Source organism: Pseudomonas sp. SWRI18 (assembly GCF_014268345.1).
GTDB classification, from domain to species: Bacteria; Pseudomonadota; Gammaproteobacteria; order Pseudomonadales; family Pseudomonadaceae; genus Aquipseudomonas; species Aquipseudomonas cedrina.
The window spans coordinates 14,496-38,074 of sequence record NZ_JACCQQ010000005.1 but is presented as its reverse complement, the minus strand read 5'-3'; the positions used below and the strand labels follow the sequence as shown (position 1 = coordinate 38,074).

The 23,579-nt window shown below is 57.9% G+C and carries 15 protein-coding genes; 6 read left to right on the top strand and 9 right to left on the bottom strand.

The window, feature by feature from the left end; translation table 11 throughout:
- The first annotated feature begins 78 nt into the window (after positions 1–78).
- Together H0Z09_RS07790 and H0Z09_RS07785 are read left to right on the top strand one after the other, a co-directional pair.
- A complete protein-coding gene (locus H0Z09_RS07790; RefSeq protein WP_186689353.1) occupies positions 79–1,182 on the top strand; it encodes an enoyl-CoA hydratase/isomerase family protein in 1,104 nt (367 codons plus the stop codon).
- A gap of 3 nt (positions 1,183–1,185) precedes the next feature.
- Positions 1,186–2,337: an acyl-CoA dehydrogenase family protein gene (locus tag H0Z09_RS07785; RefSeq protein WP_186689351.1), complete on the top strand. Its 1,152-nt coding sequence runs from the start codon at positions 1,186–1,188 to the stop codon at positions 2,335–2,337.
- Between the two features lie 584 nt (positions 2,338–2,921).
- Here H0Z09_RS07785 and H0Z09_RS07780 read toward each other — a convergent pair.
- The 4 genes from H0Z09_RS07780 to H0Z09_RS07765 are packed head-to-tail and all read right to left on the bottom strand — an operon-like array spanning position 2,922 to position 6,808.
- On the bottom strand, positions 2,922–3,695 hold the full coding sequence (locus H0Z09_RS07780) for an enoyl-CoA hydratase (protein ID WP_186689349.1): 774 nt from the start codon (positions 3,693–3,695) through the stop codon (positions 2,922–2,924).
- 11 nt (positions 3,696–3,706) lie between these two features.
- Entirely contained in the window at positions 3,707–4,834 is a 1,128-nt protein-coding gene (locus H0Z09_RS07775) for an acyl-CoA dehydrogenase (protein WP_186689347.1), read from the bottom strand.
- A gap of 9 nt (positions 4,835–4,843) precedes the next feature.
- On the bottom strand, positions 4,844–6,028 hold the full coding sequence (locus tag H0Z09_RS07770; RefSeq protein ID WP_186689345.1) for an acetyl-CoA C-acyltransferase: 1,185 nt from the start codon (positions 6,026–6,028) through the stop codon (positions 4,844–4,846).
- 12 nt (positions 6,029–6,040) lie between these two features.
- On the bottom strand, positions 6,041–6,808 hold the full coding sequence (locus tag H0Z09_RS07765; RefSeq protein ID WP_186689343.1) for an SDR family NAD(P)-dependent oxidoreductase: 768 nt from the start codon (positions 6,806–6,808) through the stop codon (positions 6,041–6,043).
- A 189-nt stretch (positions 6,809–6,997) separates the two neighbouring features.
- Here H0Z09_RS07765 and H0Z09_RS07760 point away from each other — a divergent pair, with 189 nt between their 5' ends.
- The 3 genes from H0Z09_RS07760 to H0Z09_RS07750 all read left to right on the top strand — a co-directional run bounded on the left by H0Z09_RS07760 (position 6,998) and on the right by H0Z09_RS07750 (position 11,371).
- Positions 6,998–8,056 carry a tetratricopeptide repeat protein gene (locus tag H0Z09_RS07760; RefSeq protein WP_186689340.1) on the top strand — a complete coding sequence of 353 codons (1,059 nt, stop codon included), beginning with the start codon at positions 6,998–7,000 and terminating at the stop codon, positions 8,054–8,056.
- Positions 8,057–8,198: 142 nt separating this feature from the next.
- On the top strand, positions 8,199–9,698 hold the full coding sequence (locus H0Z09_RS07755; RefSeq protein ID WP_186689338.1) for an ATPase domain-containing protein: 1,500 nt from the start codon (positions 8,199–8,201) through the stop codon (positions 9,696–9,698).
- Positions 9,698–11,371: an ATP-binding protein gene (locus H0Z09_RS07750; protein WP_346656786.1), complete on the top strand. Its 1,674-nt coding sequence runs from the start codon at positions 9,698–9,700 to the stop codon at positions 11,369–11,371. The genes H0Z09_RS07755 and H0Z09_RS07750 overlap by 1 nt, the downstream gene beginning before the upstream one ends.
- A gap of 50 nt (positions 11,372–11,421) precedes the next feature.
- Here the strand turns inward: H0Z09_RS07750 and H0Z09_RS07745 are convergent, their stop codons facing one another.
- A complete protein-coding gene (locus H0Z09_RS07745) occupies positions 11,422–15,270 on the bottom strand; it encodes a hypothetical protein (RefSeq protein ID WP_186689336.1) in 3,849 nt (1,282 codons plus the stop codon).
- 465 nt (positions 15,271–15,735) lie between these two features.
- Between H0Z09_RS07745 and H0Z09_RS07740 the strand changes: the two genes are divergently transcribed.
- Entirely contained in the window at positions 15,736–20,457 is a 4,722-nt protein-coding gene (locus H0Z09_RS07740) for a hypothetical protein (RefSeq protein ID WP_186689333.1), read from the top strand.
- Between the two features lie 38 nt (positions 20,458–20,495).
- Here the strand turns inward: H0Z09_RS07740 and H0Z09_RS07735 are convergent, their stop codons facing one another.
- The 4 genes from H0Z09_RS07735 to H0Z09_RS07720 all read right to left on the bottom strand — a co-directional run bounded on the left by H0Z09_RS07735 (position 20,496) and on the right by H0Z09_RS07720 (position 23,565).
- A complete protein-coding gene (locus tag H0Z09_RS07735) occupies positions 20,496–20,873 on the bottom strand; it encodes a response regulator (RefSeq protein WP_049713300.1) in 378 nt (125 codons plus the stop codon).
- A gap of 78 nt (positions 20,874–20,951) precedes the next feature.
- Positions 20,952–22,145 (bottom strand): hybrid sensor histidine kinase/response regulator, encoded by a 1,194-nt coding sequence (locus H0Z09_RS07730; protein ID WP_186689330.1) that lies wholly within the window; start codon positions 22,143–22,145, stop codon positions 20,952–20,954.
- A complete protein-coding gene (locus H0Z09_RS07725; protein ID WP_186689327.1) occupies positions 22,139–22,738 on the bottom strand; it encodes a chemotaxis protein CheB in 600 nt (199 codons plus the stop codon). Before H0Z09_RS07725 ends, H0Z09_RS07730 begins: the two co-directional genes overlap by 7 nt.
- Positions 22,735–23,565 (bottom strand): protein-glutamate O-methyltransferase CheR, encoded by an 831-nt coding sequence (locus H0Z09_RS07720; RefSeq protein WP_186689325.1) that lies wholly within the window; start codon positions 23,563–23,565, stop codon positions 22,735–22,737. Before H0Z09_RS07720 ends, H0Z09_RS07725 begins: the two co-directional genes overlap by 4 nt.
- Positions 23,566–23,579 lie beyond the last annotated feature (14 nt).

Sequence of the window (23,579 nt, the reverse complement as noted above, 5' to 3'; positions counted from 1 at the left end):
CAAATTTGCGCTGGTACGATCACGAGAGAGTTCGCCCGCGAACATCTTGATAAAGACAATAAAAGCAGGGAGTTATCGATGACTGCTCAGGTTTCATCCGAAGCATGCCACGCAGAAACGCTTCAGGACGAAGTGCTTGCCGAGGTCCGTAACCATATCGGCCACCTCACCCTCAACCGCCCCGCCGGCTTGAATGCCATCACCCTGCAGATGGTGCGCAGCATGGCGTCGCAGCTACAGGCATGGGCCGACGACCCGCAGGTATATGCTGTGGTGCTGCGCGGCGCCGGCGACAAGGCTTTCTGCGCGGGCGGCGATATTCGCTCGCTGTATGACAGCTTCAAGAACGGCGATACCCTGCATCAGGACTTCTTCGTCGAGGAATACGCACTGGACCTGGCCATCCACCATTACCGCAAGCCGGTCCTGGCGCTGATGGACGGGTTTGTCCTGGGCGGCGGCATGGGCCTGGTGCAAGGCGCGGACTTGCGCGTGGTCACGGAGCGCAGTCGCCTGGCGATGCCGGAAGTGGCCATCGGTTATTTCCCTGACGTGGGCGGCAGCTATTTCCTGTCGCGCGTTCCCGGCGAGCTGGGAATCTACCTGGGCGTGACCGGGGTGCAGATTCACGCCGCCGACGCGCTCTATTGCGGCCTGGCTGACTGGTACCTGGAAAGCGCCAGGTTCGCCGATCTCGACCGCAAGCTCGACGGCCTGCAATGGCATGGCTCGCCGCTCAAAGACTTGCAGGGCGTGCTGGCAAAGCTTGCCGTGCAGCGACTGCCCGATGCGCCGCTGGCCGCCTTGCGCCCCGCCATCGACCACTTCTTCGCGCTGCCGGATGTCGCAAGCATCCTTGAGCAGTTGCAGCAAGTGACCGTCGCCGACAGCCGCGAATGGGGGCTGACCACCGCCAACCTGATGAAAACCCGCTCGCCGTTGGCCATGGCCGTCACCCTGGAGATGCTGCGCCGTGGCCGTCGCCTGCCCCTGGAGCAATGTTTCGCCCTGGAACTGCACCTGGACCGCCAATGGTTCGAACGCGGCGACCTGATCGAAGGCGTGCGCGCCTTGATCATCGACAAGGACAAGAGCCCGCGCTGGAACCCGCCAACCTTGCACGAGCTGAACCCGAGCCATGTGCAAAGCTTCTTCGATCACTTCAAGAAGGTTGTGAACTAAGCCATGCAAGATATTGAATATACAGAAGAACAAGTGATGATTCGCGACATGGCGCGCGACTTTGCCCGCGGTGAAATTGCCCCCCACGCCCAGGCTTGGGAGAAAGCCGGCTGGATCGACGACGCCCTGGTGGCGAAAATGGGTGAGCTCGGCCTGCTGGGCATGGTGGTGCCGGAAGAATGGGGCGGCACCTATGTCGATTACGTCGCGTATGCCCTCGCCGTCGAAGAGATCTCCGCCGGAGACGGTGCCACTGGCGCGCTGATGAGTATCCATAATTCAGTGGGTTGCGGGCCAATCCTCAACTACGGCACAGACGCACAGAAGCAAACCTGGCTGGCCGATCTCGCCAGCGGCCAGGCCATCGGATGCTTCTGCCTGACCGAACCCCAGGCCGGTTCTGAGGCGCACAACCTGCGCACCCGCGCCGAACTGCGCGACGGGCAGTGGGTGATCAACGGCGCCAAGCAGTTTGTCAGCAATGGCAAGCGCGCCAAGCTCGCCATCGTGTTCGCCGTGACCGACCCTGAGCTGGGCAAAAAAGGCCTTTCGGCGTTTCTCGTCCCGACTGATACACCAGGCTTCGTGGTGGATCGCACCGAACACAAGATGGGCATCCGTGCCTCCGACACCTGCGCGGTCACCCTGAACCAGTGCAGCGTCCCCGAAGCGAACCTGTTGGGTGAGCGCGGCAAAGGCCTGGCCATCGCCCTGTCCAACCTGGAAGGCGGTCGCATCGGCATCGCCGCCCAGGCGCTGGGCATTGCCCGTGCTGCATTCGAGGCCGCCTTGGCCTATGCGCGTGACCGCGTGCAGTTCAAGCAAGCGATCATCGAGCACCAGAGCGTGGCCAACCTGCTGGCCGACATGCAAACCCAGCTCAACGCCGCGCGCTTGTTGATCCTGCATGCGGCCCGCCTGCGCAGCGCGGGCAAGCCGTGCCTGTCGGAAGCGTCCCAGGCCAAGCTGTTTGCCTCGGAAATGGCCGAAAAGGTCTGCTCGTCAGCCATGCAGATTCACGGTGGGTATGGGTACCTGGAGGACTACCCGGTGGAACGTTATTACCGGGATGCCCGGATTACGCAGATTTACGAGGGCACCAGTGAGATTCAGCGGATGGTGATTGCGCGGGAGTTGAAAAATTACCAGCTATAACTGACATGTGGGAGCTGGCTTGCCTGCGATGGCCATGGGTATCTACACAACTTTCAGTTGACCAATCTCCCACATTTTGAACCGAGTTCGACATGAATACCGGTCGGCTCTAAGGCCGCCGCGCTTTGTTTTTGATCTTGATCTGAGGCGCCCCGTCAACCACGCTGGCCGGAATTCGATATTGATTTGGGGGGTAAACCGGCAGGACGCCGGTTTAGCCGCCCCGCGCCATGGATGGCGCGTGGCGGCGGCCCCCCAAATCAATGTCGGATTACGGGCATGCCGAGCCTAGGCGAGGCACCGAGTGGTGGGGCGAAGCGTTTTGGGTTACTTTTTGCGCTCTTCAAAAAGTGACCCGCCGTAAGGGCGGAACCCTAAGCCGCCGTTACCGCAGCAACGGATATGTACTCGGTCAAACCCAAAAAAACGGTCGGCCCGTAGGCCGCCCTCGCCACACACCGTCGAAAGTTGTGTAGATACCTATGCTGCGATGGCATCGCCTCGGTGAAACTGATGAACCGAGTCGTCTGCATCGCAGGCAAGCCAGCTCCCACATTTTGATCTCCACAGTTCTTGAGAACGGGTTACTTGTCCCTGAACTCCGGCGCCCGCTTGGCCACGAATGCCGCCATGCCTTCCTTCTGATCCTGCGTCGCGAACGCCGCATGGAACACCCTGCGCTCGAAGCGCACGCCTTCGGACAGGCTCACTTCAAACGCGCGGTTCACGCTTTCCTTGACCATCATGCTGATCGGCACCGACTTGCCGGCGATCAGGATGGCAACTTTCAGCGCTTCTTCCAGCAGCTCATCGGCCGGCACGATTCGGGCGACGATCCCGCAGCGCTCGGCTTCAACCGCGTCGATAAAGCGCCCGGTCAGGCACATTTCCATGGCCTTGGCCTTGCCGACCGCGCGGGTCAGGCGCTGGGTGCCGCCCATGCCCGGCAATACGCCAAGGTTGATTTCGGGCTGGCCGAACTTGGCGTTGTCACCGGCCAGGATAAAGTCGCACATCAGGGCCAGTTCACAACCGCCGCCGAGGGCGAAGCCATTGACGGCGGCAATGATCGGTTTGCGGCGGTTGGCCACACGGTCACTGTCGCTGAACAGATCGTCGAGGTAGATCTGCGGGTAGGTCAGCTCGGCCATTTCCTTGATATCGGCACCGGCGGCGAAAGCCTTCTTCGAACCGGTCAGCACGATGCAGCCGATCTCGGGGTTGGCTTCCAGTCCGTCCAGCGCGTGGTTCAACTCGCTGACCAGTTGCGCGTTCAGGGCGTTCAAGGCTTGGGGGCGATTAAGGGTGATCAGCCCGACGCGGCCCTGTACGTCGAGCAAAATGGTTTCGTAACTCATGTAGCGGCTCCTTAGAGATTGCGTGAGATGACCATGCGCTGGATATCGCTAGTGCCTTCGTAGATCTGGCAGACCCGCACGTCGCGGTAGATCCGCTCAAGGGGAAAGTCGTTCAGGTAACCGTAACCGCCCAGTGTTTGCAAGGCGGCGGAGCAGACTTTTTCGGCCATTTCCGACGCAAACAGCTTGGCCATCGAGGCCTCCACCAGCGCGGGCTTGCCGCTGTCGCGCAGGGCGGCGGCGTACTGCACCATCTGCCGGGCGACCGCGATCTGCGTGGCCATGTCTGCCAGACGGAAGGAGACCGCCTGGTGTTCGATGATGGGTTTGCCGAAGCTTTCGCGCTCGCGGGCATAGTCGCGGGCCGCTTCAAACGCGGCGCGGGCCATGCCCACCGCTTGCGAAGCAATGCCCACGCGGCCGCCTTCGAGGTTGGCCAGGGCAATCCTGTAGCCTTCGCCCTCCTGCCCAAGACGGTTGGCAACGGGCACCTTCAGGTCCTCAAACAGAATCTGGCAGGTATCGGAGGCATGCTGGCCGAGTTTGTCTTCGACCCGCGCCACGCTGTAGCCCGGCGAATCGGTCGGCACGATAAACGCGCTGATCCCGCGCTTGCCGGCCGCCGGGTCGGTCACGGCAAACACAATCACCACCCCGGCGTTCTGCCCGGACGTAATGAACTGTTTGCAGCCGTTGAGCACGTAGTGGTCGCCGTCCAGGCGCGCGCGGGTTTTCAGGCCGCTGGCGTCGGAACCGGCCTGGGGTTCGGTGAGGGCAAAGGCGCCGAGCATGGCGCCGCTGGCCAGGGGCTCGAGGAACTGTGCTTTCTGCCGGTCGTTGCCGAACGTGAGGATCGGCACGCAGCCGACCGAGTTGTGCACGCTCATGATGGTGGAGCAGGCACCGTCGCCGGCGGCGATTTCTTCCAGCGCCATGGCGTAGGCCAGGTAGCCGGTGTCGCAACCGCCCCACTGTTCCGGCACCAGCATCCCGAAGAAGCCCAGCTCGGCCATTTCAGCGATGGCCTCCTTGGGAAAGCGGTGTTCGCGATCCCATTCGGCGGCGAAGGGTTTCAGGCGCTCCTGGGCGAATTGCCTGGCCGCGTCGCTGATTTGCAGCTGTTCGTCATTGGGCAGCATCGGGGTTCCTCAATACAGGCATTCGACGGCCATGGCCGTGGCTTCACCGCCGCCAATGCAGATGGCGGCAACGCCACGCTTGAGGCCGTTCTGGCGCAGGGCCGAGAGCAGGGTCACCAGGATCCGCGCACCGGAGGCGCCGATCGGATGGCCCAGGGCGCAGGCACCGCCGTGGATGTTGACCTTGGCGTGGGGGATCTGCAGTTTGCTCATGGTCACCAGGCTCACCACCGCAAAGGCTTCGTTGATCTCGAACAGGTCAACGTCATCCAGATTCCAGCCGGTCCGGGTCATCAGTTTGCGGATAGCCCCCACTGGCGCTACCGGGAACAGTCCCGGCTCATCGGCGAAGGCCGCATGCCCATGGATCACTGCCAAGGGCTTGAGCCCGCGTTTCTCGGCCTCGGACTGACGCATCAGCAACAAGGCCGCCGCGCCGTCCGAGATCGAACTGGAGTTGGCCGCAGTCACCGTGCCGCCCTCGCGGAACGCGGGTTTCAGGCTGCCGATCTTGTCCAGTCTGGCCTTGGGCGGCTGCTCATCATGCAGGATGGTCTTCTGCTCTTTGCCCACGGTGACCTGCAACGGAACGATCTCTGCGGCAAAGTTGCCGTGGGTAATGGCCTCTTGCGCGCGGGTCAGCGAGGCGATGGCAAATGCGTCCTGGGCCTCACGACTGAAACTGTTATGCAGCGCGCAGTCCTCGGCAAAGGTGCCCATCAGGCGGCCTTTATCGTAGGCGTCTTCCAGGCCGTCGAGGAACATATGGTCGAGCACCTTGCCGTGGCCCATGCGGTAGCCGCTGCGCGCACGGTCCAGCAGATACGGGGCGTTGGACATGCTTTCCATGCCCCCGGCGATGACCACGTCAACGCTGCCGGCCATCAGTGCGTCGTGGCCCAGGATCGCTGCCTGCATGCCAGAGCCGCACATCTTGTTGAGGGTGGTGCAACGCGTGGCCTTGTCCAGCCCGGCACCCAGGGCCGCCTGGCGTGCAGGTGCCTGGCCGAGGCCTGCGGGCAGTACGCAGCCAAACAACACTTCGTCCACGGCATCCGGGGCGATACCGGCACGCTCGACTGCGGCTCGAATCGCGGCGGCGCCCAGCTGCGGCGCGGTCAGGCCCTTGAGGTCGCCCTGGAACCCGCCCATGGGCGTACGCACGGCGCTGACGATAACGATGGGATCTGTCATGGAAAAACCTCCTTACCTGGCCGCCATGCGCAGGGCGCCGTCGAGACGGATCACCTCGCCATTGAGCATGCTGTTTTCAATGATGTGCCGCACCAGCGCGGCGTATTCGTCGGGTTTGCCCAGGCGTGGCGGGAATGGCACGCCGGCGGCCAGGGATTCGCGTACCTGCGGGGTCATGCCGGCCATCATCGGCGTTTCGAAAATGCCGGGGGCGATGGTCATCACGCGGATGCCAAAGCGCGCGAGCTCACGCGCGGCCGGCAATGTAAGGCTGGCAATCGCGCCTTTGGACGCGGCGTAGGCGGCCTGGCCGATCTGCCCGTCAAAGGCCGCCACCGAAGCGGTATTGATGATCACGCCGCGCTCGCCGTCGGCATTCGCCTCGGTCTGCGCAATCGCCGCCGCCGCCAGGCGCAGCAGGTTGAAGCTGCCGATCAGGTTGACGTTGATCACCTGGGCGAAGCTGGCCAGCCCATGGGGGCCGTCCTTGCCGAGGATTTTTTCGCCACGCACCACGCCGGCGCAATTGACCAACCCATGCAACCCGCCAAACGCTGCAACCGTGGCCTGTACGGCGGCCTCGGCTGCCGCTTCCTGGCTGATATCCGCGACGGCGCTGCGGGCGTTATCGCCAAGCTCCCGGGCCTTGGCCGCCACCGCATCGGCATTGAGGTCCACCAGCATCACTTTGGCACCCGCATCGATCAGCATCCGGGCGGTCGACGCGCCGAGGCCGGAAGCGCCGCCACTGACCAGGAAGATCTTGTTTTCAATCTGCATTATGGTTTCCTTGAACGGTCCGAATGGGTGGAATACTCGCTCCGGGGCGCCACGGCGGCAATGGTCAAAGCCTTCAAGCTGGCTGACTGTTTTGGCCATGGGTTTCTACATAACGCGGGTTTGACACCTGCGGTGGTCTGACCGAAGCTGACGGCTTTGCATTCACTGCCCCAGTTCTCGGACGCCTGCATGTCAAAGTCACGCCGTTACTCCATCATCGGCCTGTGCGCCCTGCTCTCCATTGCGCTGATCACCTGGTATTTCTCCCGCTCCACGCCGGCCGCGGTTGCGCCCGCGATTGCCCAGGGTTATTCCAAAGCGTTGAAACAGGCGCACAACGGTGAACCGGGAGCCGCCCGCGTGCTGTACCAGCAACTCGGCCGACCGGACCTGTCGCCCGAGCGTCGCGCTGCGTTGCATGCCGAACTGCCGAACTACCCCAGCCCCCAAGCCTTGAAACTGGCCGATAAAGACCTGAGCAGCGCATCAGCGCAGGTCCGCGAGGCCGCCATCCATAGCATCGTCGGCCTGGTGCCCACCGGCCAGCGCACGCTGTTGCTCGGCCCGGTGCTGGATGATCCCGAGCAAACCGTCCGGTTTGCCGCCGCCAACGCCTTGCTGGGCCTGTCACCCGATACCCTGGGCCTGTATTTCGGGCCGTTGCAGCAAGTGCTGGATGAGTTTGTGAAAACACTCAAGGCCCAGCCCGAAACCGCCGAGGGCTGGATTCAACTGGCGCGGCTGTACATCCACAGCGCCCAATTGCCGGACGCCCAACATGCCCTGGAACAGGCCATGCGCCTGCAGCCGGACAACCTGCAGGCCGGGGTCGCGCAGATCGAGCTGCTGGATAAACAGGGCAAGACCGACGAGTCGCGCCAGCTGTTGGCGCGCCAACTGGCGGCGCACCCGGAATCGGCTTATCTGCAACATGCGTTGGGGATGTGGCTGTTGCACCATGGCGAGCGGCCCTACGCCCTGCTCGGCTTGTCCAAAGCCGTGGAACTGGAACCGGACAATCAGGATTACCGCTACGACCTCGCCACCACCCTGCACGCCCAGCAGGAACTCGAAGCCGCCCAACGCCAACTGGAAGAAATCCTCCAGCGCCACCCCGCCAACCGCAAGGCGCGGGTGCTGCTGATCAACTACTGGAAGGAAAGCGGCCAACTGCAAAACGTACAGGTGCTGCTCGCGCAACTTGAGCAGCAGAACCCGGATGATCCCGCGCTGCAGCAAGGTCTTTAGCCCCGCGCCGGCGACGCTCAAGAACACGCCTGCGTCGTGCAATTTCTACAAAACGTTGAACGGCCACGGGCCGCTACGGTCAAGAGAATATGGCGCGCCCGAGGCGGTGCGCTCTTATTTGTTTGTGACCTGAGGGCACTCCTTGTCTATACCCAACGAGCTGTTCAGTGAAAAGGCGGCCACCGGCATTGAAGGTCTTGATGACATTCTTTCCGGCGGGCTATCGCGCGGCCACTTGTTCCTGCTGGAAGGTGAACCGGGTACCGGTAAGACCACCGTCGCCCTGCATTTCCTGCAGGCCGGCGCGAAAAACGGCGAGACGTCGTTGTACATCACCCTGTCCGAAACCGAGCGGGAACTGCGCCAGGGCGCCAAGTCCCATGGGTGGGACCTGGACGACAATATCCATATCTTCGAGCTGACCCCACCCGAAAGCCTGCTCAACGCCGAGCACCAGCAAAGCCTGTTGTACTCTTCCGACCTGGAGCTGGGCGAAGCCACGCGGCAGATTTTTGAAGCGGTGGAGCGGTTCAAACCGACCCGCGTGGTGCTCGACAGCCTGTCGGAGATCCGCTTGCTGGCGCAGAGCTCACTGCGTTACCGCCGGCAGATCCTGGCGATCAAGCACTACTTCGTGCGCTACGAGGCTACGGTGCTGTTGCTTGACGACCTGACCACCGAATCCCTCGACAAGACCGTGCACAGCGTGGCCCATGGGGTGATCCGCCTGGAAGAACTGACCCCCAACTACGGCGCTGAACGCCGCCGGGTGCGGGTGGTGAAATACCGTGGGCAAAAGTACCGTGGCGGTTTCCACGACTTCACCATCATGGGCGACGGTATACATGTGTTCCCGCGCCTGGTGGCGGCCGAACATCGTGGCGGTTACAACCGCCAGACCCTGTCCAGTGGCATCCCTGAAATGGACTCCTTGCTCGGCGGCGGTGTCGAGACGGGTTCAAGCAGCCTGATCCTGGGCCCGGCCGGTACCGGCAAATCCTTGATCTCGATGATCTTCGCCGCCGCCGCTGTAGGCCGTGGTGAAAAGGCCGCACTGTTCATTTTCGATGAAGAGCTGGGCTTGTTGTTCGAGCGCATGCACAACATGGGGATTGACCTGAAAGCGCTGCAGGCCACCGGCAACCTGTTGATCGAGCAGGTAGACGCGGCCGAGCTGTCGCCCGGTGAGTTCTCTCACCGGGTACGCCGTTGTGTGGACGACCTCGGGATCAAAACCGTGGTGATTGACAGCATCAACGGCTATCAGGCATCGATGCCGGAAGAAAATGCGCTGATCCTGCACATGCACGAACTGTTGCTGTACCTCAACCGGCGCGGCGCGGCGACGTTCATGACCGTTGCTCAGCATGGCCTGGTCGGCGACATGCAAACGCCGGTGGACATCACCTACCTTGCCGATACCGTTATCCTGCTGCGTTACTTCGAGGCGCTGGGCAAGGTACGCCGCGCGATATCCATCATCAAGAAAAGAACCGGCTCCCATGAATCGACTATTCGCGAATATCGTATTGGCAGTACCGGCATGACAGTCGGCGAGCCACTCGAGAACTTCCAGGGCGTGCTGCGTGGTATCCCGATCTACATGGGCGCTGGATCACCGTTGCTCAAGGACGAGGACTAGTGCCTACCCGTTCCCTTGCTTCCGAACGCGCGATCATCCTTGCGCCATTGGGGCGTGACAGTTCCCTGGCGCAGATGATGCTCGGTGAGGCCGGTTACGTCGGCGTCATTGCCGACAACCTGGAAATGCTCTGCGAGATGCTGACGCAAGGTGCCGGGCTGCTGATCATTGCTGCCGAAGCGCTGCGCGGCGCCAATCTGGAGCCGTTGCTGGAGCTGTTGCACGAGCAGCCCGCCTGGTCGGATTTGCCCATCGTGCTGATGACCCATCATGGCGGCAGCGGACAAAACGGCTCATCGCACTTGAGCGGGCTGTTGGGCAACGTGACGTTCCTGGAGCGGCCCTTCCACCCCGTCACGCTGATCAGCCTGGTCAGCGCAGCGCTGCGCGGCCGGCGTCGCCAGTACGAGGCACGCGATCGCCTGGTTGACCTGAGCCAGAGCGAGCTGCGTTTGCAGCGCACATTAGAGACCTTGGAGCAGCAGGTCGAGGAGCGCACCGCGCAGCTGCGCAGCAACGAAGAAGCGCTGCGCCAATCGCAAAAAATGGAAGCCGTCGGCCAATTGACCGGCGGTATCGCCCACGACTTCAACAATATGCTCACCGGTATCATCGGCAGCCTCGAGCTGCTGCGCAGGCGCGTGGCCCGGGGCAAATTGGATGACCTGGACAGCCTGATCGACCTGGGCGTCACCTCCGCCAACCGCGCCGCCGGCCTGACGCACCGCCTGCTGGCTTTTTCCCGTCGCCAGTCGCTGGACTCCAAGCCGGTCAATATCAACGAACTGGTCAGCTCGATGGGCGAGTTGCTGCAACGCAGCATCAATGAAAGCATCAAGCTGGACATGCGCCTGATCGATCAACTGTGGACCGCCGAAGTCGACCCCAACCAACTGGAAAGCGCCCTGCTCAACCTGGTGATCAACGCACGCGATGCGATGCCCAGTGGCGGCAGGCTCACGGTCGAAACCACCAACCGCCACCTGGACAGCGTGTTTACCGCCGCCTATGGCTCCTTGAGCCCTGGCGACTACGTGGAACTGAGCGTCAGCGACACCGGCTGCGGCATCCCGGAAAATATCATGGGCCGCGTCTTCGACCCCTTCTTCACCACCAAGCCCATTGGTCAGGGAACCGGGTTGGGTTTGTCGATGATCTATGGGTTCGCCCGTCAATCCCATGGTCATGTGACCATTTACAGCGAGGTCGACAAGGGCACCACCGTCAGCCTGTTCCTGCCACGCTATATGGGCGAGATCATCAACCCTGAAGCGCCCAACCCCACGCTGGCGCCGTTCGCCAACCGCGGTGAAACCGTATTGATTGTCGAGGATGACCCGGCGGTGCGTGTCCTGGTCAGTACCGTGTTGAAGGAACTGGGCTACGCCTATGTCGAGGCTGGCGATGCCCACAGCGCAGTGCCGATCATCGAGTCGGGCCAGCGCATCGATTTGATGATCAGCGATGTAGGGCTGCCTGGGATGAACGGCCGGCAACTGGCGGAAATCGGCCGGCAGCTGCGCCCGGGCCTCAAAGTGCTGTTCATCACCGGCTACGCCGAGCACGCCGCAGTGCGCGGTGGCTTCCTGGATCCCGGGATGCAGTTGATCACCAAGCCATTTACGTTTGATTTGTTGACGGCGAAAGTTCGGGAAATGATTAGAACATCATAATCCCCCAAGACAGTCAGTCCTTACGCATTAACGAAAGGACTGATCAGTTCTCAAGCAGCTTTAAACTTTACCGGACGATAGAAAAAAGGTATCTCCCGTCCGTTAGACGAACCCGATAAAGTCTTAGGCCCCACTTTATTGGTGCCGAGACCCAAATTAAACTGGAGCTGATTATAAATTTTCTGATTGATTTCTGCGACGGAGGCTTGTGGGTACATCACATTCAAATCACCCTTAAGTCTCTCAACCGTGTCAGGTATAACGTAAGCCCGAACAGGTCCCTGAAAGGCTTTAACATCGCGCTTTATCAATCTCCCAAATTGACTACCGAAAGAATTGGCAGAGCCGTTAGCCGAGTGACACATCAATAAGCGCACATTATTAAAGCTTTCCGGGTTTATGCCAGATGCCTTAAGAAGGGCTAAAAGCTCATCGGGCGAGTTGTGCTTGTTGTTGTAAAACATGCGCATGGGCTCATCGCTGAGTAACTGCTTAAAATTCGGGTTGACACCATGTGCACATACATTGAGCCTTTCAACGCCTTTATATTTGTCAACGTAAGTAAAAATCCCATCACCGAGCGACTTGAAGTCCTTAATGTCGCTTCCCAAACGCATTGCATTGTCCGTCGCCAGGCTTCTTTCCAGATGGTTGGGCTTTTTTATTCTCCTCACGACGCCGCCAGCATCGTCAGCGACACCGGCAGCGCCATCAAAATACCTTGCGGTCTCAGGCGTAAAGTTTTCAAGCGGTTTGCCATATCTTTTGTTCAGCGCAACGTCATAGGGCACCCATTTCCCCGTTGCCTCATCGAACTGAGCCGAGATTTTTGATGCCTGCGAACCGTTGGCGGGGGCATAGGTACCCACTGCGATATCGGGCTTGTTAGCCAACTTAAGTAAATTAATGTCGTCAGAGGATCCTCTCAGCTTTGCGAACCACTGCCTCCCGGTGGAAATCAGTTTTTTCCCTCCGTATGCAGTTGATCGAAACGCGCCTTCCAGACCGAGCCCGAAGTTCGAAGCCGTCAGCGATGCAGCGAACCGTTTTGGGAGTGCAGGCAAGCCTTTACCAGCTCGTATACCCTTAGCGGCACCGGCACCTTTGCCTAACCCTGCGGTTGTAGCGTACATCACGACGTCAAAAATAATGTCTGCAGCTGCGTCCTTGTAATTGCCATGCGCCAAATTCCATATGGCAGAACCTCCAGGAATAAAACCCAGTACCAGGTTGCGCATGAATGTCCGTTTCTCTTCCTCTTGATCAAACGTCGTTACTTCAGACAAGGAGGCCTTTACATCCTCCATTGCGTACATTGCGAGGATGTTTTTAGCAAGCAGCTTACCCAAATGCTGGCTACGGTCACTGGAGAAGGAGTTGGGCAGGTAGTCTGTTTTATCTTCACGACCTCGGCTGATGGCATGATCTTCAACAACGTCGAGTTTGCGAATCGTATTCTTTGTATATTTCTTCCCATACATACCTTGCGAAGATTCAACTTCCGGACCTTCAACCCCCTCATGGACAGCGCCTTGCCAGTCATCCCGTCTGCGTAATACTTTACGTTGAGGGTCAAACTCGTAGTAGCTCTTTACGCCGTTTCGTGTCGTTTCAATAATCAGTGACCTGTCGTCTTCAAATGACGAGAACCCATTGGAATAGTCTACTGATCCATGGGGAGTGGACACTTCCGTACGTGACGTCTGGCCTCTTTGATAGACAGTCAGTTCTCCCCACTCGATATTTTTTCGATCTTCCAAGGGTAAATCGCTTATCAGTTTGCGAGTCAACGTGCTCCACGCTTGCGACACGCTGTTTGCATAGTCGTCAAACAGCCCGCTGTGCTTTGTTATCGGGTCCGGTAATGTTGCAACTTTGGCGATGATGAGTTGACTGATTTTTGGATTGGGGGAATGCCATCCCACCTGCAGCCCTGCCTTTTTGGCCAGGTAAAGATCCAGCAATGAATAACTGCCTGTAGGGTCGCTTGTGACCACCGGGGTATGCTTGTAGCTGTCTGTGGTCACGACATGGCTGCGGATGCTCTTCTCTTCGAAAGGTATGCCGTCGCCGAAATGAGCCTTGAGTTCGGCCAGTGCTATAGAACGTTGTGTTGGAGGCGAGGCCGTTAATGCCGCAGCGCCACTCAATATTTGCTGTTCCTGTTGAGCAAATTCTTTCTGGGTGTTGGCCAGTTGCTCAGCCGAAACCTCACCTTGTAGCGCAACGGTGCCATTGGCCTTGCCCCATTGAACGAGCGCAGGCACTGCGGTGAGCGCCTGAATCTCTTGCTCGTGATCCGTCATGGGGTCAATAGCATCAAAGTCAACGAGCTCATCAAAGCTCGTACGTAAACTTGCCCCAGGGTTCGTTGCTTCAATCCGATCCACTGCGGCCTTGAGGCGGACCCAGTTAGCCGACATATAGGTGATGTCTGAAGGGGTGTCAGGCACACACAACTCGGGTGCGACACGGCTAAGTAAAAGCATTGCCGCCAGCGGCGCGGCTCTTTGATCAACTGTGTGTGTCTGCACCAAATGATCAATCAGACCTTGCTTGATGGTGGATAAAGGCTGGTGATGGAACTTGGGGTCAGCGAGATCGAACCCGGCGACATGGTTGGGTTTGGGATCCGTCAAACCTTTCACGTCCAAGGTGATCGCCAATGCCGTTAGAAGCACTTCCCGAGGCGTGGAGTTTTCAAATACCTCCCCCATTCGTTTTTTGAGTTCCTCGCCTAGTTGCTGGACCTGCGGGCTCTGGAGGATCGATTGCAAAGTAGCAATAGCGTCGCCTTCTTCAAGAACGGTACCGGGCAGCTGTTTTATAAGCGCGCCCACTACATCAGTAGTCCCGAGGCGAGCGTTGCTATCCAGGCATGGCAGCGGCGGCCGATTGTCAGCGATTATATGGAATAACTTAGCCCGATCCTCGACGGATATTGGCATTGGCCACGCCAGTGCACCGGCAAAATTTCCGTCCGCAGATGCAAGCAACGAAGGGGCTGCCAGAGCCTTCATCAGATTATTCAGTTCGTCGACGTTTTCAGGTACATGCCAGCCATTGGCACTGATCAGGCCTACCAGGCTGACGTCGGTGAGCTTGGAGTCTTGCTGGTAAGACGAGTCGGGATGCAAGGGCATCCGTGCTTCAAGATACGCGTTGAGGAGTTCAGGCCTGGACTGGGCAAACGCCTTGAGCTTCTGCAGCAGGGTGAATCTGTTAATGCTGTCGCCGAGCTGGATTTTTTGTTGCTCCAGTATTTCGGGCGATTGAGCCCCGACATCGACGTAAGTGTCAGGCCCCAACACATCAAAAGCCTGATTATGTTCAAGCTGCGTTGCCCGAGCCAAGGTCTCTTCAGTCCTGTAAGGCAGCAATACCTCACCATAGAACCGGGCCACCAAAAGCAACGGTGCCTGCCGTGCGCTAATTGGCGCGTCGAAGGAAAAATTTCCCACCCCCTTAGCGGCAGCCATGATCGGCCCGATAGCCTCACGCCAGCCTCGGCCTTGTTCCGCCCCCCGTAATTGGGTGCGCCTTCCGTTGATAGTGACCGTCAGCGTGTCTGTTAGATGATCGATGGTGAAGGCTTCGCGGGTGTCGATATTTTTCGACTTCGCCCACTCCAAAAAAACCGGACTGTGGGTTGCATTGAACAGTTGCTGCCACCACGCGCCAAACCTCGAGTCGTTGGGAATATCTTCAATAGATTCCTTCCCCGTTTTTGTCTGTGTTGCTTGCCGTATAGCGCTCGCATAAAGTGCCAATAAGCGCTTGTCGCCAGTGGCTTGGGTGATAACCTGAGGTTGCGGTACGGAAATTTCGACAGGGGGAGACTGCGAGGTCGTTAAATGATCGGGCGCGCGTTCGCTTGGAGAGATGCTGGTTAGAGACATGTACAAACTTCCTAAGTCAGATCAATAGAGTGGGCGATGAGCGCGGCTCGTCGCTGACCCGTTTATTGGTCTGGTACTGTCGAAAGATTCCACCTGCGTGTACGAAGAATACAATTTAAGAGTGTTAAGCCAACAGCCGCTGGATATGCAGTCGGCCGGCAGCTGCGCCCGGGGCTGAAAGTGCTGTTCATCACCGGCTACGCCGAGCACGCCGCAGTGTTACGAAACTCACTGTAACGTTTAATTTGCTGAGTGCTAACTAACATCTTAAGTTACAGGTCGGCTCAGAACTTAGGGATCCAAACTCAGCCTCTCGCCACAGAGTAAGTTGTCCTTCGTCCAGTTCAGGCGGTTCACTTATATGTCTCGAGAGTACCCATAATGATATCGAGCTCCAATCCGCTGTTTTCGATCCCTTCGAACCTTCGAAGCCTGACCGGCAGCGGGGCTGTTAATAGTGGACGCGTGAAACGTTCAGATGGATCAGCGTCGGTCATGCCTTCCTCGCCCAGGCGAGAGGCTGATAAACAACTGGCCGATATGTACCGCAAGCTGTTATTGAAAACGGTTGATGGCGAAAACACTATCGCCCCTTATCATCAGCGTATCAGTAGTCTTTCAGACATCCCTGGCGACTCCAACTATGGACTGTGGCGGGCCTTGACCACCCGGATTGTAGACAGTGGCAGCTTTCAGGACTGGGTAGCATTCAATGATATCGACATGTCTCGCGGCATCACGATTTCGCCCAAAGATAACTGCATTGTGGCCGTTGTTGACGGGAAAACCGTGCACTTTCCTAATGCCAACTTTCCCGCGTTTCCTCTTCTCATCAAGGCCGCTAAAGCATTCGGCCAAACTTCCGATATCCCTTATTACCGCCATACGGTCTATGCTCGGGACATCGCACAATTTTACGGGAAGAACACGCCTGACCAGGCACCGCAAAGCACGCTTAAAGACCGAATTCGGGCGAGCGCAGCCGAGCTGGAGGACGGCACCGCCTTCAGCGATTTCGACCCTGGCAATTTACACTCTGACGCGGAACTGCTGCTGCACGACCGCGCGGTGGACGAAATCAATGACAGAAACGCACTCATCTGGCGCTTGAAAGTACTTGCCAAGGGCGACCCGCAGTCACTGAGTGAGCGCCTGGAAAATACCACCTTCGGCCTGCCTTCAACCGGTGAGCCCGACTCAATAGACACCCAAGACAGGATCAGCGTTGGCCAATATATAAGGGACCAACACTGGATGTTGCCCACCACGGCCGAAGAACTGAATGCTTTAGTCACCGCACTGGAAACCCCCACACCAGGTGCTCCCCCGTACGGGAATCTCGGCGGCGCCACTAACTGGCCGGTTTCACTGTCAGATACCGATATAAATTGGCTCTATCGCATTACCGCGCGCCAAACAGGCGAAGCAAACCCCTTCGTTCTGGTGGGCTATCTGTTCGGCAATCAGCCCGCGAAAGGCCAGCCGTCACGCAATCCGCGACAAACTATCGAACAGATGCTTGAATCACCCAAAGCACAGGACCTGGGTAAGGCCTTACAGGAAAACCTGCGTGGCGTGTCGACGGCCACAAGCGCTGGCGATTACGTGCTGGCGGCTATCCATGAAGCCTTTGAACCCCGAGAATCTCAACCCTTAAGCAGAACGAAGGTAGCTGGTTTTGAACTGGCCCAGCCGGGTCACTCAGGCCTCACCGCCTCGGCGGTGGTGAAGCGGATGGCAGACCATCTCGTGGCGTCAAGCCACGGAAAAGGTCGCTCGTATGCCAATGATGAGTTGGCCCTCGCGACTGCCCACTTGCTGCTGGCAAAACGTGCGCCGCAGTATCTGGTCAAGGATATTCCTGCGACAGTGACGTATGGCTCGCAGGCGTGGCTGACGTTCAGCACCGCCGTCGCGAAAATTGAAGCGCAAACGCCGGGCGCCACCGCCACCATGAAGTACGTAGACATCCTGCGTCAGGGGGACATCGCCCCGCTCACCCCGGAGCAACAGCAGGTCGAGCGGAACGCCAAGATGAATGCGCTCATGGACTGGGGCGTCGCCAACAAACTGATTCCCCTCAGCCCCTCGGACGATTACACCGCAGATCAAATGAAGTCGGTACTGGCGGCGTTTCAGAAACAGATGACTGAACTCCTTCACGTTGTCGAGACTGGCAACACCCCGCTCCCCCTTCGAAAAAACGTCGCAGCAGAGCAACTTTACGAAGCGCTCGGTTTCAACCAGGTTGAGAATCACCCCGACCTGAACGCGCTCATGAGCAAAGTTGGAATCCCCGGTGCCAGCACAGAGCAATACCGTAAAGAGCATGGAGACAAAGCGGCTTTTTATGATTTCATTAATACTAGGTTTATAGTGCTCGACCTCCCTCATAAAGACTTTCCTGGCCCTTACTCCCTGTTGGACCTGCATGCATCGAATCGCCTGTTCAATCCGCCTTCGGTCAGAAACGGGAGGACAGTACAAAATACATACGAAAACAAATGGAAGGTACTAAATAGATATTCCATTGAATTCCCTGAAATATTCAACAAATCATCTGGGTTTCCCGAGGTTGCCAAAGCGTATCAGGAGGAACTTGAACAACATATTGACAGCCTAGTGTCCAGCACGAAAACAACCGTTAAATATCTGATTTCGCGCCTGCCGGCGGATGATCTTGAATTTATAAATAATGGGAAACTTACATTTTTTTGTGAACAGCTTATCTACGACCCGGTTCCCGGGAGCAACCACGTTTATCGAGCGCAGCCCGTTGACAATAAACCGGTGGTCGTACGCAGCCAGGTTGGCTCGGACGTCAGGTTTTATGAAATCAATCCACAAAAAGGTCATGTTGCAAGGCGAATGGACCTTGAGAAAAAATTCATATTAGGCCATCGCCAGAGCAAAGCAGTTGTTGCAGGAAACGGCACTGACGCTATAACTGTACAGAGCTATGCAAAACTACCAAGTGCACTTAAATATACCTATGAACTGGGCAAGCTCGGCGCAGGTTCTACGCCTGGCATCCATGACACTTACAACAGCCGGCGCGTTGCCAACATTGCTGATTTTGTGACCAATCATGTGTATTCTGGCGTCACGGAAAAATTAAGAGAGTTCTCCAAGGGCGCTACTACGTTTGATACGGAAGTGCCGGGCTACGCGAAATTTCGAAACTTTCTTCTTAACTTTGTTCCTCTGTATTCAGCCATCAAAAACTTTTCGAGCGGTAACTTCGCAGAGGGTATAGGTGATCTGGCCCTTGATATTCTTGGCTTTGTAACCGCAGGTGCCAGTGTCGTCGCAAAAGCGCTGAAAGGTCTGGCCGTCGGTTCCAAAGTATTGTTTTTGACTAAAATCATAGGGCGAGCGGCCATTAGTTTGCTCAATCCCTTGGACGGTATTGCTCAACTCATCCAGGGTTTAGGCCGCGGAATTCATAAAATTGGCAGTACGGGTAAAAAGTACATTCAAAAATTGCACGGCTCCGTCAAACGCTATGATTTGATCGCCGCGGCTAAAAAGTTTGATGCCTGCGCCGTAGGAACATTCAAGCATGAAGGCAAAATCATCAAAGGCCCGGCGGTTCTTACCGGCGGGGTCTGGCACGCCTATGATCCCGTCTTGCGCCAACCCTTTGGTTCAGCGCTCACAGACTTTATTCCTTCCATCGACAACCCATTGGGTGACTGGGCCGTTGGCGCACGGCTGCTTGATCCGAAGACACAAGCCATCAAGGACAATTGGGAAAAGGTCGTCAAAGGCTATAAATTTGGCGATAAGAAAGCTGAGTTTGAAGCCGCTTATTACGCTACGGATTTACCGGAAGGTGTCAGCAACAACATCAAAAAAATGACCCCGCTGGAGTTGATGAAGCAGGCGCAAAAAAAAGACGTGACCGCCAGCACTGTAGGCGCGCTTGTCAGGCAATACGATAACCTGGCCTTCAAGCACGGTCACAAAGGAGCCGCCAGATTCATCGACAACATTGACCCGGAATTTGGTGTGGTGTTTCCCATGCCGCAAGCCAGCTACCTCAGTTCAACAGCACAGTTTTCCGACGGCCAGTGTGCCGCCCTGGCGCGCACGTTTGCCACCGCCATAGAGGAAGGAAAAGACACCGTATTCATTAACAACCTATACAAAGCCTCTGCACGGGCTGAGACGGCTGCGTCCAGAGATTTCATGCAATCAATCAAAAATCTTCAGACCCAGGTAGGTCCCAAAGCTGCCTTTCATGCTCAGAAAGTTCCGCGACTGGTTACCTATCAGGAGATGTGCCGGGAGCTGTCTAATTCAGACGTTACTAAATCCCTAATGATCGACACTCCCGGCCATGCAATGGCGGCAGGTGTTATCGTGAACGGTGCCGATAAGAAGTTTTACTTCTACGACCCAAATGTCGGTGTCGCCTATTTCAAAACATCGGAGGCCATGGAAGCCGGGCTAACCAAGCTCTTTAATGACAAGCGTCTTCCCACGCCCTATAGATCGCACGGTGCAGACACCAAACGTCTGGAATTCAAAATATTTGATCATGACGATCAATGGAAAACGCTCAACAGCATTGACGAAGCGAAGTTTAAAAAAACCTATCAATTGCCGCTTAATGAGCATGCGTCCTCCAGCCTGTCTCATGAACAACTGAAAAGTAACTGGGAAACCCTGCACAAGGCGCTGGGCGATCAAGATTTAATTTGCTACGAGGCCTCGATGCGCGTCGGGCAGGCGGAAAAAAATTTACCGTCCAAGGTATACGACGCGGTGGTGGCGGCTACCAATCGTAACGGCGGTACCAACTACTCTCCTCGCTATCTGGCGTTAATGGGTGTCGAGCCGGGCAGCCTCAAAACCAAGTTCAATCCGGATGACATCACAGAGTCAGGGCTGCTCAATTTCAAGCACGCGACGCCAGACGGGGAGTTTGGTCACACCGTCTATATCCAGAAAGCCGAAAACAACGAGTTGTACCTGTTCAACCTCAATAGCCCTGACCTTGATGTTGCCATGATCAGAAATGGCAACCCGCCCGTGACTAGCGCAGGGATGACCGTCTACTCTCTGGGGAATGGTAAACACAAAGGTTTGCAAAACTTCCTTGATGGGCTCGACGCCAAACCGGGCTGGCAATTTGCATACACACCTGCCAGCACACTGACAGCCAATGTCGAAAAGCTCTAATTGAAACACGCGGCGCTTTGAGGGTGCGCCGCCTCACATTATGCCAACAACCGCTGGATATGCTCTTGCAGCGTATCCAGGTCGAACGGCTTGGCCAGGATCGGTGCATTGCGCGTAATGGGGCTGTTGCAGTCGAGGATTTCCTGCGGGTACCCGCTGATAAAGATCACTTTCAATTCCGGCCGCAGCTTCATCGCCGGCTCGGCGATCTGCACACCGGAGATGCCGCCCGGCAGGCGATAGTCGGTGACCATCAGGTCCAGGTGCGGCTTGGTCGCGAGGATCTCGAAGGCCTGCTCGCCATCAATCGCTTTCAATACGCGATAGCCCAGGCCGGCCAGGTACTCGCCCAGCACAAACATAATGGATTCGTCGTCCTCGACGATCAGAACGACATCTTGCGCATCTTCACTCATGGGAAGCCTTTGTCCGGTCAATTGCTGCAATTACGACCCTGGGGTCACGCAGAGGTTGCGTCGAGGTGACGATTGATTTCATGCCGACGCTTGGAGCGGCAAACACACGCGGAACAAGGCGCCCTCGCCTATGCGGCTCTCGACTTCGATGGTACCGCCATGGGCCGTGACGATCTGCTCGGAAATAAACAACCCCAGGCCCAGACCGGCGGCCACCTGACTGGCGGAGACGCGTTCGAACTGCTGGAAAATCCGCTTCTGGTTTTCCTCGCTGATCCCAATTCCGTGGTCGCGCACTTCCACCCGGGCTTCGCTGTGCTCGCTGTATACGCGCACCTCCACCGGGCTCTTGGCCCCGTAGCGCAAGGCGTTGGTCAGCAAGTTGGTGATCACCTGCTCGATACGGAACTCATCCCAATGGCCTTCCACGGGGCCTTCGATAGCCAGTTGCATGGAAGACTCGGCGGCCGCCACCTGAGGCGCGAAGTTCTCCACCAGGTTGCTCACCAATTGCGCCAGGTCGAAACGCGCCGGGCGTATCGATAATTTGCCGGTGCGGATGCGCGACACGTCGAGCATGTCTTCGATCAAGCGGATCAGGCTCTGGATCTGGCGTTCATCGCGGTCGACCATGGCGCGCATCTTGTCCAGAGTGAACGCCGCGGCGTTGTCCCGCGCCAGGTGCATCTTGCGCAGTTGGGTCTCGAGAATCAGCCCGTTGAGGGGCGTGCGCACTTCGTGGGCAACGATCGACATGAAGTCATCGCGCATGCGCACCGCCTGCTCCAGCTCGGCCTGGGTGGACTGCAGGCGCGTGAGCAGCAACTCCTGCTCGCGACGGCTGCGCTCGAGGGCTTCGACCTGTTGCTTCATGGCTTTGCTCTGGCGATACAGGTCGACGAAGATGTTGACCTTGCTCTTGACCGCATGGATATCCAGCGGTTTGTGCAGGAAGTCCACGGCGCCGCTTTCATAGCCCTTGAAGGCGTAGTTGAGTTCACGCCCGGCGGCGCTGACGAACACGATCGGGATGTTCTTGGTCTTTTCGGTGCCGCGCATCAGCTCGGCCAGTTCGAAACCATTCATGCCGGGCATCTGCACGTCCAGAATCGCCATGGCGAACTCGTGTTCCAGCAACAGGGACAAGGCCTCGTCGGCGCTCAAGGCCTTGAATACCTGGCGGTCCTCGCGCTTGATCAGCGCTTCGAGGGCCAGCAGGTTTTCCGGCAGGTCGTCAACGATCAGCAGTTTGGCCTGGATAGGACTTAACATGGGGAATATTCCAGGGAAGCCAATAATGAGCCAATGCGGCTCAACGTAAGAATATGGTCGGGTGTGTGCAGCGCCAGGGCTGCCAGAGGCATGACCGCGACCCGTGCTTCAGTGGGCTCTTGCACCACCGTGGTTCCACCCTGGCGCTTGACCTGGGCCAGGCCCCGCGCGCCGTCCTGGTTGGCGCCGGTCAACAGCACCGCCAGCAAACCCGCGCCATAGGCGTCCGCCGCGGATTCGAACAGATAGTCGATGGACGGCCGCGAGTGGTGCACGCGGTCTTCCTGGCTCAACGAGAGGCTGCGGTCGTGCTCTACCGACAGGTGGTAGCTGGGCCCGGCAAAATACAGGGTGCCAGGCTTGATCGACTCTTTGTCACGGGCTTCCACCACGGGCAGCGCAAGGCGTCGGGCAAACACCTCGGCCAACTGGCTGCGGCGCTCGTCCGGCAAATGCAGCACGGCAATGATCGGCAGGCCGAAGCCCTTGGGTAACCCACCGAAAACACTCAGCAACGCCTCGACACCGCCGGCGGAAGCGCCGACGACGATGGCTTCTATCCCGCGAATGGGGCTGGATGCAGCGTCGTTCATGATTTTCGGTAGATCCGTTCCTGTTTGACCAAAGGCTCGAATTGTTTGCTGTAGGCGGAAAAATCCAGGGTTTCCTTGCTGCCCAGCACCAGGAAGCCGCGATGGCACAGCGACTCATGAAACAATCCAAACGCGCGATCCTGCAATTTTTTATTGAAGTAAATCAATACATTACGACATGAAATTAATTGAGTTTCTGAGAACACACTGTCCGTCGCCAGGCTGTGGTCGGCAAAGGTGACATTCTCGCGCAGCGTCTTGTCGAAAATGGCGTAATCGTAGGCTGCGGTGTAGTAGTCGGCAAATGACCGCTGCCCGCCGGCCTGCTGATAGTTGGCAGTGTAGGCCCGCACGTTCTCCAGGGAGAAGATGCCCTGCTTGGCCTTGTCCAGCGACGCCGGGTTGATATCGGTGGCGTAGATGATCGTGCGCTCCAGCAAACCTTCCTCGCGCAGCAGGATGGCCATGGAGTACACCTCCTCCCCCGTGCTGCACCCGGCGATCCAGATCTTGATCGACGGGTAGGTCTTGAGCAGCGGCACCACTTCCCGGCGGATCGCCAGGAAGTGCGACGGATCGCGGAACATTTCGCTCACCGGGATCGTCAGGAACTGCAGCAACTGCATGAACGCCGCCGGGTCGTGCAGGACGCGCTCCTGCAAAGCGGAAATGGTCGCGCAGTCAAACTGGCGCAGGGCGTGGGCCACGCGGCGCTTCACCGACGCCCCGGAATAATCCCGAAAGTCGTAGCTGTACTTGAGGTAAATCGCCTCGATCAAGAGACGCAGCTCAATGTCGCCGCTTTTTTCCAAGAAACTTTTTTCCAAGAAGCGTTGCTCCA

Bases quoted from the DNA above. Each gene is read 5' to 3' on its own strand.
- H0Z09_RS07790 (WP_186689353.1), top strand. From the start codon at position 79: ATGACTGCTCAGGTTTCATCCGAAGCATGCCACGCAGAAACGCTTCAG.
- H0Z09_RS07785 (WP_186689351.1), top strand. From the start codon at position 1,186: ATGCAAGATATTGAATATACAGAAGAACAAGTGATGATTCGCGACATG.
- H0Z09_RS07780 (WP_186689349.1), bottom strand. From the start codon at position 3,695: ATGAGTTACGAAACCATTTTGCTCGACGTACAGGGCCGCGTCGGGCTG.
- H0Z09_RS07775 (WP_186689347.1), bottom strand. From the start codon at position 4,834: ATGCTGCCCAATGACGAACAGCTGCAAATCAGCGACGCGGCCAGGCAA.
- H0Z09_RS07770 (WP_186689345.1), bottom strand. From the start codon at position 6,028: ATGACAGATCCCATCGTTATCGTCAGCGCCGTGCGTACGCCCATGGGC.
- H0Z09_RS07765 (WP_186689343.1), bottom strand. From the start codon at position 6,808: ATGCAGATTGAAAACAAGATCTTCCTGGTCAGTGGCGGCGCTTCCGGC.
- H0Z09_RS07760 (WP_186689340.1), top strand. From the start codon at position 6,998: ATGTCAAAGTCACGCCGTTACTCCATCATCGGCCTGTGCGCCCTGCTC.
- H0Z09_RS07745 (WP_186689336.1), bottom strand. From the start codon at position 15,270: ATGTCTCTAACCAGCATCTCTCCAAGCGAACGCGCGCCCGATCATTTA.
- H0Z09_RS07735 (WP_049713300.1), bottom strand. From the start codon at position 20,873: ATGAGTGAAGATGCGCAAGATGTCGTTCTGATCGTCGAGGACGACGAA.
- H0Z09_RS07730 (WP_186689330.1), bottom strand. From the start codon at position 22,145: ATGTTAAGTCCTATCCAGGCCAAACTGCTGATCGTTGACGACCTGCCG.
- H0Z09_RS07725 (WP_186689327.1), bottom strand. From the start codon at position 22,738: ATGAACGACGCTGCATCCAGCCCCATTCGCGGGATAGAAGCCATCGTC.